The organism is Neomegalonema sp. (assembly GCF_028688855.1).
Taxonomy (GTDB): domain Bacteria; phylum Pseudomonadota; class Alphaproteobacteria; order Rhodobacterales; family Rhodobacteraceae; genus Neomegalonema.
Map to the genome: position 1 here is coordinate 1 of NZ_JAQTXI010000040.1, position 10673 is coordinate 10673.

Genomic DNA, 10673 nt, shown 5'->3' on the forward strand with positions numbered 1-10673 from the left:
CGCCGCCGTGGCCGCCGTGGCCGCCCTTGGAGCCGCCGCCGAGCAGGTTGCCGAAGAGGCCGCCCGAGGAGCCGCCGCCGAGAAGGCCGCCGAGGAGGCCCCCGCCAAGTCCGCTTCCGCCGATGTTGAAGGACATAGGATTTTTCCCTTGAAAAGAGCTGACGGCCTTGTTTCTACCATGATTGGATCATTTTGATACGGATTTCTTGTTGTCTGGCCTATAAAAAAACAGATCAACACAATCATTCTCCGAATAAGCGGGATTTCGTCTTGAAATGGGGAGTGCGTCGCGCCTATTCGGGAATTCTTCTCGGGCCGAGACCTGAAGTCGCGGGAGTCTGGACTCCGGATGCTCCGTTTCGGGAGAATCGCCGGTTTTCAGAACAACCCGGGCCTCGGCGCCTTGCATTTGGAGAAATCGCCCGGCCCGACCCTGCAATGGATCGGCGGCCGCGATCCGCAATTGGGGCAGGCCTCTTCATGGAAGGGCGGATCGGGCAGCCGCGGGCTGTAGAGCGCCCAGAGCAGCAGCGCGCAGAGCGGATGGACCGTCAGGGCGCCGAGCACGGCCAGAAAGAAGCCGAACAGCAGCAGCCACGGCCCCCAGGTGGTCGAGATGATCCGCAAGGCGGCGTAGAGCAGCAGCAGGAAAGCCAGAAAAGCCGGGTCCATCCTCGCCTCCCCGAACGGACGCCCGGACGGAAAGCCGCCCGGATCGCACGTTTCAGGAAAACAGGAGACTGCGCTTCAAATCAGGCGTTCGTAAGACATCTTCAAGGTCAGGTTCCCGCGCCTCGGCGCGCCCGATCCCCGGGGGGGAGAGCGGATGGTCTTCCGCCCGCCCGGCCCGGTCTCAGGGCGCCTGCGCCGGATCCGCGGCTCTGGCGCGCTCGACCTCGCGCCAGCGGCGGACGTTGGCGTTATGCTGGTCGAGGGTTTCGGCGAAGGCGTGTCCGCCCGAGCCGTCGGCGACGAAATAGAGGTCCTTCGTCTCCATGGGATTGAGCGCGGCGGCGATGGAGGCGCGTCCCGGATGGGCGATGGGAGTGGGAGGCAGCCCGGCCACGGCGTAGGTGTTCCAGGGCGTTGCGGCGTCGAGTTCGCTGCGCCTGAGCCCGCGCCCGAGATCGGCGCCCTTGACCACGCCGTAGATCACCGTAGGGTCCGATTGCAGCCGCATCCCCTGGCGGAGCCGGTTGACGAAGACTCCCGCGACGCGCTCGCGTTCGGCGGCGACTCCGGTCTCCTTCTCGATGATCGAGGCGAGGACCAGGGCCTCTTCTCTGGTGGAGAAGGGCAGATCGGGCGCGCGGTCGGCCCAGAGCTCGTCGAGGATGCGGGTCTGAGCCTGGATCATGCGGGCGACCAGCGCGGCGCGGGTCTCGCCCTTGAGGTAGAAATAGGTGTCGGGCGCGAGGGTCCCTTCCGGGAGTTCGGCGGGGGTCTCGCCTTCGAGCCCCTCGGCCTGGTCGAGCAGCGCGCGGAAGCTCAGGCTGGAGACGCCTTCGGCGAGGGTCACGCGCCTCTGGACGACCTCGCCGCGGGCGATCTTCCGGAAGGCCTCCTGAAGCGAGGCGCCGGGCGGGAAGGCGTATTCGCCCGCCTTGAGGCTGCCGCCCTCGTCGGAGAGGCGGGCGCTGAGCCGGAAGAGCAGGGGATCTGAGATGACTCCCGCCGCCGCCAGCCTTTCGGCGATGCCCGCCGCGCCGAGTCCGCGGGGGATCTCGACGATGGTCTCTGCGGTCAGCGGCCCCGGCGCGGTGATCCTCTCGCGCGCGAGGAAGGCGAGAACCAGGCCCGCCGCCGCGCCGAAGAGCAGAAGCCCGAAGAGTTTGGCCAGAAAGCGCACGCCGGGGGCCTCCGTTCAGAGCGGTCTCCGACGAAGCCGGAAGGGCTTCGCCTCCTGATGACAAGAACCCGGAGAGTTTGAACGCGATCCGGCGGGATCGGCAAACGCTCTGAAGGTCAGACCTGCGTCAGCACGAGCGAAGCGTTGGTGCCGCCGAATCCGAAGCTGTTGGAGAGGGCGACCTTGATCTCGCGCTTGCGGGCCTTGAGCGGCACGAGGTCGAGCGGCGTCTCGACGCTGGGGTTTTCGAGGTTGAGCGTGGGCGGCGCGATCTGGTCGCGGATGGCCAGCGCGCAGAAGACGGCCTCGACGGCGCCCGCCGCCCCGAGCAGATGCCCGATGGAGGATTTCGTGGAGGACATGCTGGCCCTGGCGGCGTGGTCTCCGAGGAGCCTCTGCACCGCGCCGAGCTCGATTTCGTCGCCCATGGGCGTCGAGGTGCCATGGGCGTTGATGTAGTCGAGATCGGCGGGGGTCAGCCCGGCGTCGGCGAGGGCGGCGCTCATGGAGCGGAATCCGCCGTTGCCGTCGGGGGCGGGCGAGGTGACGTGATAGGCGTCGCCGGAGAGGCCGTAGCCCTTGACCTCGGCGTAGATCTTCGCGCCGCGCGCGACGGCGTGCTCGTAGTCTTCGAGCACGACGACTCCCGCGCCTTCGCCCATGACGAATCCGTCGCGATCCTTGTCATAGGGGCGCGATCCGCGCGAGGGCTCGTCGTTGAATCCGGTGGAGAGGGCCTTGCAGGCGATGAAGCCCGCGATGCCGAGGCGGCAGATGGCGCCTTCGGCGCCTCCGGCGACCATGACGTCGGCCTCGCCGCGCTGGATGAGGCGGGCGGCGTCTCCGATGGCGTGGGCGCCGGTGGAGCAGGCCGTGACCACGGCGTGGTTGGGGCCCTTGTAGCCGTATCTGATCGCCACCTGTCCCGAACAGAGGTTGATCAGGCTGCCGGGGATGAAGAAGGGCGAGATCTTGCGCGGACCCTTTTCATAGAGATCGCGCGTGGCCTGTTCGATGGAGGGCAGGCCGCCGATTCCCGATCCGATGAGCACGCCGGTGCGCAGCTTCTCGGCTTCGGAGGGGTCTTCCCATCCGGCGTCGCGCACGGCCTGGGCGGCGGCGACCAGCGCATAGACGATGAAGTCGTCCACGCGGCGCAGTTCCCTGGCCTCGACCCAGTCTTCGGGCGTGAAGCCGCCTTCGGCGGTGGGGCCTTTCTTGAGCTCGCCCGCGATGCGGCAGGACAGATCGGAGGCGTCGAACCGCGTGATCGGTCCGAGGCCCGAGTCTCCCGCGAGCAGCTTCGACCAGGTCTCCTCGACTCCGCAGGCGAGCGGCGTGAGCAGACCCAGACCGGTGACGACGACGCGGCGTCCGGAGGCGGCCATGGGCGGGATCCTCGAATGGGGGGCGGGGGGGGGGGAGCGCATAGGCTTCGGGGGCGGAGGGCTTCACGCCTTCCGCCCCCCGGAATTTCGGCGCAGAAGCCTCAGGCGGCCTGCTGCTTGGTGATGAAGTTGACGGCGTCGCCGACGGTCTGGATGCTTTCGGCGGCGTCGTCGGGGATCTCGACCCCGAATTCCTCCTCGAAGGCCATGACCAGCTCGACGGTGTCGAGGCTGTCCGCGCCGAGGTCGTCGATGAAGCTGGCCTCCAGCGTCACCTTGCCCTCGTCGACGTTCAGATAATTGACGACGATCTTCTTCACGCGCTCGGCGACATCGCTCATCGTGTGCTCCTTAAGCTCCCGTGTCGGGCCTGGCCCGCGCGGGGGGTTGGCGCTCCGCTCCTCCTGAAGGCCGGAGTTCGTCCGACGTTCGCATGGAGCGCTCGGCGCGGGTTTACCACAGCGCCGAAGTTTTTCAAGATTCCCGGCGAAGGAGGCCTAGATCATGGCCATTCCGCCGTTGACATGCAGGGTTTGGCCCGTGACGTAAGCGGCTTCCTCGCTGGCGAGATAGACGACGGCGGCGGCCACGTCGGCGCCGGTCCCCAATCTGCCCGCGGGCACGGCGCCGAGAAGCTTGGTCTTCTGGTCTTCGGTCAGAGCTTCGGTCATGGCGGTGGCGATGAAGCCGGGCGCGACGACGTTGACCGTGACGTTGCGCGACGCGATCTCCTGCGCCAGCGCCTTGCTCAGACCGATCAGACCGGCCTTGGAGGCGGCGTAATTCCCCTGTCCGGGATTTCCCGTCGTCCCCACGACCGAGCCGATGGAGACGATGCGTCCCCAGCGGCGTTTCATCATGCCGCGCACGGAGGCGCGCATGAGTCGGAATCCGGCGGCGAGATTCACCTCCAGAACCGTGCTCCATTCCTCGTCCTTCATGCGGAGCATGAGATTGTCGCGGGTGACCCCCGCGTTGTTGACGAGGATGTCCATCTTGCCGAAGGCCTTCTCGACCTGACCGGGCAGGGCCTCGGTCGCGGCCGGATCGGCGAGATCGGCGATGAAGATCCTGGCGCGTTCGCCGAGTTCGGCCTGAAGGGCCTCCAGCGGCGCGGCGCGGGTGCCCGAGAGCGCGACCTCGGCGCCCCTGGCGTGGAGCGCGCGGGCGATGGCGCCGCCGATGCCGCCCGAAGCGCCCGTGACGAGGGCGGTCTTGCCGCCGAGATCGAACATGCCGGGCATGATGGGCGCTCCTCAGGCGATGGTCTTCAGGAAGGCTTCGACGTCGGCGGGCTCGCCGACGGCCAGGCCCTTGAGCGCCGGATCAATGCGGCGGGCGAGATTGGTCAGCACCTTGCCCGCGCCGAGCTCCACGAGGGTCTCGACGCCCTGGCCCCTGAGCCAGAGCATGGATTCGCGCCAGCGCACCATGCCGGTGACCTGCTCGACGAGCAGATGGCGGATGGTTTCGGGATCCTCGACGGCCTCGGCGGTGACGTTGCAGACGATGGGCAGGGTCGGGGCCTCGATCTTGGCGCGGGCGAGGGCTTCGGCCATGGCTTCGGCGGCGGGCTGCATGAGCGCGCAGTGGAAGGGGGCGGAGACCGGCAGCAGGATGGCCCGCTTGGCGCCGCGTCCGGGCGCGAGCGCGATGGCGCGCTCTACGGCGGCCTTCGCGCCGGAGAGCACGACCTGTCCGGGGCTGTTGTCGTTGGCGACCTGGCAGACCTCGCCCTCGGCTGCGGCTTCGGCGAGTTCGAGGGCGGGCTCCAGATCCATCCCGAGCAGGGCGGCCATGGCGCCTTCGCCTTGCGGGACGGCCTTCTGCATGGCCTGTCCGCGCAGCCTGAGGAGCTGGGCGGCTTCGGCCAGCTCCAGGGCTCCGGTGGCGACGAGGGCCGAATATTCCCCGAGCGAATGGCCTGCGGCGAAGGCGGCGTGGTCGGCGAGCTTGAGCTTGCCTTCCGCGGCGACGGCGCGGGCCACGGCCGTGGAGACCGCCATCAGCGCGGGCTGGGCGTTCTCGGTGCGGGTGAGATCCTCCTCGGGCCCTTCCCAGATGATCCGGGAGAGTTTCTGTCCGAGGGCCTCGTCGACCTCCTGAAAGACCTCGCGGGCCGCCGGAAAGGCCTCGGCCAGAGTCCGGCCCATGCCGACCGTCTGGGAGCCTTGTCCCGGAAACACGAAAGCGCGCGCCATGTCCTCTCCCGTCCCTTGAAGATTGCGGACGCTTAATGTGCGGCGCGGCGCCATGTCAAGCCGTCCTGGGGTTTCCTCTCCCGAGCGGGAATTCCGCGCCCGGATCTTGTAAAGAACAGGTTAACGACCTGTCCTTTCGATGAGGTTTTTTCGCAACGTTTTGAAGTTTTGCAAAAAAACGGGACGCTTTACGCCGAATGATGTCTTATATCAAGACGGATTTCGCGTTTTCTCACCCTTGGCGTAAAAATTGCTTTCCTGATCCTTAACGCCCTTTCAGGCGTCCGGCTCCGGTTTCGGCCATTTTCCTTCCCGGCCGACCCGGCGCAGCGACGCGCAAACGCCCGATTCGGAGGCTCGCCATGATTCGACCACAGGTGATCCTGGGCGTTTTCGCCATGGCGGGCGCGATTTTCGCGAGCGCGGTCCTCGCCGGAAGCGGCGCCGACGGGGCTCTGGCGGCGGTCGAGATGCGCGAGGGCGGCCGGATGAACGGCCCTGCGGCCTTCTACGACCTCTGCGCCCGGACCCCTCAGGACTGCCCTTCGCCCGGCTCGGCCCTGGCTCCGGACCACGTGCGGATGGACGAAGCCGCCGCGGAAGCGATCATGTCGGTGAACCTGACGATCAACCGGGCGATCCAGCCGGTCTCCGATTTCGAGCGTTACGGCAGAAGCGACGTCTGGGAGTTCCCCCGCGACGGCCTCGGCGATTGCGAGGATTACGTGCTCGCCAAGCGGGCGGGCCTTCTGGCGATGGGCTTTCCCGAGAGCGCGCTTCTGATCGGAGTGGCTCTGGGCGTGGACACGCCCTATCACGCGGTGCTTCTGGTGCGGACCGATTCGGGCGAGATCGTGCTCGACAACCTGACCGACCGCATCAGCCCCTGGCGCGAGAGCGGCCTGACCTTCGTGGCGCGCCAGTCCGCCGCCGACGCGCGCCACTGGGCGCGGGTGGAGCGCGCGACGCCTGCGCCCGCCGGGGAGGAGCCGGTGACCAACGTCTCCTCGACGCCGATGCGCGTGATCCGCATCCCCCAGACCTTCCGCTGAGCCTCCGCCCTTCCGGGCGGGGTGATTCGCCCCGCTCCTGAAGCCGGGGCCGCGGCGGAGCAGCAGAAAGGCCGGGGAGCTTGCGCTTCCCGGCCTCTCCTCTGTCCTGTGTTCGCCTCCGGAGCGAAGAGCGTCGTCCCGAGATGGGAGAAGACGCTCCCCGCCGGGGATCAGCGGTCGTCGTCGTCGCCGCGGGCTTCGTCCGGATCGAACAGCGACTTGACGTCGAATTCGGCGGCGGCGGCGGCTTCTTCCTCGGCGCGCAGCTGCGCGACGGTCTTTCCGCTGGCCTGGAGCGCGGCTTCGTCCTGAGAACGGGCCACGTTCACCGAGACCTCGGCGAAGACCTCCGGATGGAGCTGCACGCTCACCGGATGGACGCCGAGATTCTTGATCGGCTTGTCGAGGGCGATCTGGGTGCGCGAGATCTCGACTCCGGCGGCCTGGGCGGCCTCGGCGATGTCGCGCGGGGCCACGGAGCCATAGAGATGTCCGCCGTCGCCCGCCTGGCGGATGACGACGAAGATCTGGCCGTTGAGGGCCTCGGCGACGGTCTGGGCCTCGGCCTTGAGCTCGAGGTTGCGGGCCTCGATATGGGCGCGCTGAGCCTCGAAGCGTCCGAGGTTGTCGCGGGTGGCGCGGAGCGCCTTGCCCTGCGGCAGCAGATAGTTGCGCGCGAAGCCCGGACGGACCTTCACGACGGAGCCGATGGCGCCGAGCCTGCCGACGCGTTCCAGCAAAATGACTTGCATCTGCGCCTCCTTACTTCAGCACATAGGGGAGGAGCGCCAGGAAGCGGGCGCGCTTGATCGCCTGGGCGAGCAGCCGCTGCTTCTTGGCCGAGACCGCGGTGATGCGGCTCGGCACGATCTTGCCGCGCTCGGAGATGTAGCGCTGCAGGAGCTTGACGTCCTTGTAATCGATCTTCGGCGCGCCCTGGCCCGAGAAGGGGCAGGATTTGCGACGACGGAAAAACGGTCTGCGCGGAGCGGTCGCCATGACGCCTCCTCCTCAAGCTTCGGTGGACTGGGCGGCGTCGTCGGCGAGGGCCGGACGCTCGTCGTCGCGACGGCGGGGACGGTCGCCCCGATCGCCGCGATCTCCACGGTCGCCGCGATCTCCACGGGGGCCGCCCGGGCCGCGCCGGTCGTCGCCGCGGTTCTTGTTGAGGAGGACGGCCGACTGGCCTTCCTCATGGGCGTCCACGCCGATGGTGATGTAGCGCATCACGTCGTCATGCAGGCGGAGGAGACGCTCCATCTCGTGCACGGCGGGCGCGGGGGCGCTGGTGCGCAGATAGAGGTAATGGCCCTTGCGGTTCTTGTTGATCTTGTAGGCCAGCGAGCGCAGGCCCCAGTATTCGACGCCGACGACTTCGCCGCCCTGCTCTTTCAGGATATTGCCGAATTCCTCGATCAGGCCCTCGGCCTGGGCGCCGGAGATGTCCTGGCGCGCGATGACGACATGCTCGTAAAGCGGCATGGTGCGTCCTTCATGCTTTCGCAAAGCTTCCCCGCGCGGACTGCGAACAGCCCCCCGCCCGCGCTTCGAGCGGCCTTGCGTCTTGCCTGTGGGGGACGCGCTCCATTATCCCAGCCTGCGCGCGAAGACAAGGGCTTTCAGCCCCAGAGCGCGGCTTCCGGGGCTCCGACCATGGCTCCGCGATAGACGAGGGCGTTCTCGCGGTCTCTGGCCAGCAGCAGCGGCCCGTCGAGATCGGCGAATTCGGCGCCCTGCGCGAGGATCAGGGCGGGGGCCATGGCGAGGGATCCGGCGAGCATGCATCCGACCATGATCCCGAATCCGGCGGCCTGCGCCTCGGCCTTGAGGGCGAGGGCTTCGGTGAGTCCGCCCGCCTTGTCGAGCTTGACGTTGATTCCGTCGTAGAGCCCCTTCAGCCGGGCCAGAGAGGCGCGGTCATGACAGGATTCGTCGGCGTAGACGGGGATGGGGCGGGGCAGGGCGCGCAGGATGGCGTCGGCCTGCGCGGGGAAGGGTTGCTCGATCAGCGCGACGCCCAATTCGGCGAATCCGGGCGTGAGCTCCCGATAGCGGGCTTCATCCCAGGCTTCGTTGGCGTCGAGGATCAGCCGGGCCTGCGGCGCGGCCTCCCGGACCGCCCCGACCCGCGCGAGATCGAGGTCGTCCCCGCCGAGCTTGAGCTTGAGCAATCCGCGCCCGAGGGCGACGGCTTCGCGGCCGGCCCGAGCCATGGCCTCCGGGGCGCCGAGCGAGAGGGTGAAGGCGGTCTCCACGGGGCGCAGCTCGGGCAGGCCGAGCAGATCCCGGACGCGCCGCCCGGCGGCCTTGGCCTCCAGATCCCAGAGGGCGCAGTCGAGGGCGTTTCGGGCGGCTCCTGCGGGCAGGAGGGCCTGCGCTTCCGCGCGCCCTGCTCTGGCCTCGACCGCCGCCGCGACGCCGCGCAGGGCGGCCTCGACGGAGTCGAGGCTTTCGCCGTAACGCTTGTAGGGGACGCATTCGCCGCGTCCCCTTGCGCCCTTGTCCTCCAGCAGGACGAGGATGGTCTCGGCGGAGCTTTTCGCTCCGCGCGAGATGACGAAGGCGCCTCTTGCGGGCCAGACCTCGCGCAGGACCGTCATCTTCATGGCCGGAGAATCCTCATGAGAAAGCCCGCCCGGATTGCTCCGGACGGGCTGGTCTTGTCAAGCGGGCTTCCGGGAGCTCAGCGCGGCGGCAGCACCGAGAACTCGAGGCGCCGGTTCTGGGCGTTGGCGGCGGAGTTGGTCGCCCGGACGATGGGCTGGGTGTCTCCGAATCCGGCGGTGGCCAGACGGCCCGCCGGGACGCCGCGTTCGATGAGGTAGGCGGCTGCGGCTTCGGCGCGCGCCGTGGAGAGCGCCATGTTGTTGGGGAACTGCGCGGTGTTGATGGGCTGCAGATCCGAATGTCCCTTCACCAGGAAGGTGAAGTCGCTGTTCGGATAGCGGGCGATGTAGCCGTTGAGGGCGTCGGCCATCTGGTCGAGGGCCGCCCGGCCGTTCGCGGAGAGCGTGGCGGAGGCGCTGTTGAAGGTGACTCCGGTGAGGACGAAGTCGTCTCCCCGGATCGATCCGTCGGCGCCGATGGCGGCGACGAGCTGGTCGAAGACGGTGGAGCGCACGTCCTGGGCGAGCTCGCGTCCGGTGAGCGGGATGGGCGCGGGCGTGACGACGGCGGGGACAGGCCGGACGGCGTTCGCGGCGGCGAGCTGGGCTTCCAGTTCGCGGATGCGGCCTTCCAGCGAGACGACCTCCTCCTGGGCGGAGAGCCCGGAGGCGCGCTCCGCTTCGAGATCGACGATGCGGGCGCGCAGGACGTCGGCGTCCGAGACGTTCCCGGAGGCTTCGGCGAGACGGGTCTGCAGATCGGCGATTTCGGCCCGGAGTCCGTCGGCGTCTCCGGCCTGCGCGCTCAGCGTTTCGCGCTGGGCGTCGAGCTCGGAGATCTGGGCCTCCAGAGCGGCGACGCGGGCCTGCGCGCCTTCCAGATCGGCCGAGAGGCCGCCGGAGCTCTGCGCGAGTTCGACGCGGGCGGCTTCGGTCTGCTGGGCCTGCCGTGCGGCTTCGTCGCGTTCGGCTTCGAGCGCGGCGAGACGCTGGGCGGCTTCGTCCTGAGCGGCCTTGAGGGCGGCTTCGGCTTCGGCGCGCGCGGCGGCGAGGGCCTGCTCGCCTTCGGTCTTCAGCCTTTCGGCTTCGGCCTCGACGTTTCCGGTGAGGATGGTGCGGACCTGCTCGACTTCGGCAAGCGCGGCGTCGCGGGCGGCGGTCAGTTCGGCGGCACGCTGGGCGGCTTCATCCCGAGTGGCCTGAAGAGCGGCTTCGGCTTCGGCGCGCGCGGCGGCGAGGGCCTGCTCGCCTTCGGCCTTCAGCCTTTCGGCCTCGGCCTGCACGTCTCCGCTGAGGGTGGTGCGGACCTGCTCGACTTCGGCGCGGGCGGCGTCGCGGTCGGCCTCCAGAGCGGCGAGGCGCTGGGCGGCGTCATCCTGAGCGGCCTTGAGGGCGGCTTCGGCTTCGGCGCGGGCGGCGGCGAGGGCCTGTTCGCCTTCAGCCTTCAGCCTTTCGGCTTCGGCCTGCACGTCTCCGCTGAGGGTGGTGCGGACCTGCTCGACTTCGGCGCGGGCGGCGTCGCGGTCGGCCTCCAGAGCGGCGAGGCGCTGGGCGGCGTCATCCTGAGCGGCCTTGAG

The 10673-nt window shown here is 68.9% G+C and carries 12 protein-coding genes; 1 reads left to right on the forward strand and 11 read right to left on the reverse strand.

The genetic code is table 11. The annotated features are described in order from the left end of the window. Positions 1-378: 378 nt before the first annotated feature. The 6 genes from PHN62_RS17080 to fabD form a co-directional block, all read right to left on the reverse strand. Positions 379-672, reverse strand: coding sequence for a hypothetical protein (locus PHN62_RS17080; RefSeq protein WP_300152621.1), 294 nt, complete (start codon positions 670-672; stop codon positions 379-381). 181 nt (positions 673-853) lie between these two features. Beyond that, on the reverse strand, positions 854-1849 hold the full coding sequence (mltG, locus tag PHN62_RS17085) for an endolytic transglycosylase MltG (protein ID WP_300152623.1): 996 nt from the start codon (positions 1847-1849) through the stop codon (positions 854-856). Positions 1850-1965: 116 nt separating this feature from the next. Beyond that, entirely contained in the window at positions 1966-3237 is a 1272-nt protein-coding gene (fabF, locus tag PHN62_RS17090; protein ID WP_300152625.1) for a beta-ketoacyl-ACP synthase II, read from the reverse strand. A gap of 101 nt (positions 3238-3338) precedes the next feature. Further along, positions 3339-3578, reverse strand: a complete 240-nt coding sequence (locus tag PHN62_RS17095; RefSeq protein WP_300152626.1) for an acyl carrier protein — start codon at positions 3576-3578, stop codon at positions 3339-3341. Between the two features lie 156 nt (positions 3579-3734). Continuing rightward, a complete protein-coding gene (gene fabG / locus PHN62_RS17100) occupies positions 3735-4472 on the reverse strand; it encodes a 3-oxoacyl-[acyl-carrier-protein] reductase (RefSeq protein ID WP_300152634.1) in 738 nt (245 codons plus the stop codon). A gap of 21 nt (positions 4473-4493) precedes the next feature. Next, positions 4494-5438: an ACP S-malonyltransferase gene (gene fabD, locus PHN62_RS17105; RefSeq protein WP_300152628.1), complete on the reverse strand. Its 945-nt coding sequence runs from the start codon at positions 5436-5438 to the stop codon at positions 4494-4496. Positions 5439-5800: 362 nt separating this feature from the next. Here fabD and PHN62_RS17110 point away from each other — a divergent pair, with 362 nt between their 5' ends. Then, complete coding sequence (locus PHN62_RS17110; RefSeq protein ID WP_300152629.1) at positions 5801-6490, forward strand: transglutaminase-like cysteine peptidase; 690 nt, start codon at positions 5801-5803, stop codon at positions 6488-6490. Positions 6491-6660: 170 nt separating this feature from the next. Here the strand turns inward: PHN62_RS17110 and rplI are convergent, their stop codons facing one another. The 5 genes from rplI to PHN62_RS17135 form a co-directional block, all read right to left on the reverse strand. Then, on the reverse strand, positions 6661-7242 hold the full coding sequence (gene rplI, locus PHN62_RS17115; protein WP_300152630.1) for a 50S ribosomal protein L9: 582 nt from the start codon (positions 7240-7242) through the stop codon (positions 6661-6663). 10 nt (positions 7243-7252) lie between these two features. After that, positions 7253-7489 carry a 30S ribosomal protein S18 gene (gene rpsR / locus PHN62_RS17120; protein ID WP_018632097.1) on the reverse strand — a complete coding sequence of 79 codons (237 nt, stop codon included), beginning with the start codon at positions 7487-7489 and terminating at the stop codon, positions 7253-7255. Between the two features lie 12 nt (positions 7490-7501). Continuing rightward, positions 7502-7972, reverse strand: coding sequence for a 30S ribosomal protein S6 (gene rpsF / locus PHN62_RS17125; protein WP_300152631.1), 471 nt, complete (start codon positions 7970-7972; stop codon positions 7502-7504). A gap of 137 nt (positions 7973-8109) precedes the next feature. Further along, entirely contained in the window at positions 8110-9096 is a 987-nt protein-coding gene (gene dgcA, locus PHN62_RS17130; protein WP_300152632.1) for an N-acetyl-D-Glu racemase DgcA, read from the reverse strand. A gap of 77 nt (positions 9097-9173) precedes the next feature. Next, on the reverse strand, positions 9174-10673 hold a 1500-nt coding region (locus PHN62_RS17135; RefSeq protein ID WP_300152633.1), incomplete at its 5' end, for an OmpA family protein.

Excerpts from the sequence above, each read along its gene's own strand:
- PHN62_RS17095 (WP_300152626.1), bottom strand. The coding sequence starts at position 3,578 with ATGAGCGATGTCGCCGAGCGCGTGAAGAAGATCGTCGTCAATTATCTG.
- PHN62_RS17080 (WP_300152621.1), bottom strand. The coding sequence starts at position 672 with ATGGACCCGGCTTTTCTGGCTTTCCTGCTGCTGCTCTACGCCGCCTTG.
- PHN62_RS17110 (WP_300152629.1), top strand. The coding sequence starts at position 5,801 with ATGATTCGACCACAGGTGATCCTGGGCGTTTTCGCCATGGCGGGCGCG.
- fabG (WP_300152634.1), bottom strand. The coding sequence starts at position 4,472 with ATGTTCGATCTCGGCGGCAAGACCGCCCTCGTCACGGGCGCTTCGGGC.
- dgcA (WP_300152632.1), bottom strand. The coding sequence starts at position 9,096 with ATGAAGATGACGGTCCTGCGCGAGGTCTGGCCCGCAAGAGGCGCCTTC.
- rpsF (WP_300152631.1), bottom strand. The coding sequence starts at position 7,972 with ATGCCGCTTTACGAGCATGTCGTCATCGCGCGCCAGGACATCTCCGGC.
- rpsR (WP_018632097.1), bottom strand. The coding sequence starts at position 7,489 with ATGGCGACCGCTCCGCGCAGACCGTTTTTCCGTCGTCGCAAATCCTGC.
- fabF (WP_300152625.1), bottom strand. The coding sequence starts at position 3,237 with ATGGCCGCCTCCGGACGCCGCGTCGTCGTCACCGGTCTGGGTCTGCTC.
- fabD (WP_300152628.1), bottom strand. The coding sequence starts at position 5,438 with ATGGCGCGCGCTTTCGTGTTTCCGGGACAAGGCTCCCAGACGGTCGGC.
- rplI (WP_300152630.1), bottom strand. The coding sequence starts at position 7,242 with ATGCAAGTCATTTTGCTGGAACGCGTCGGCAGGCTCGGCGCCATCGGC.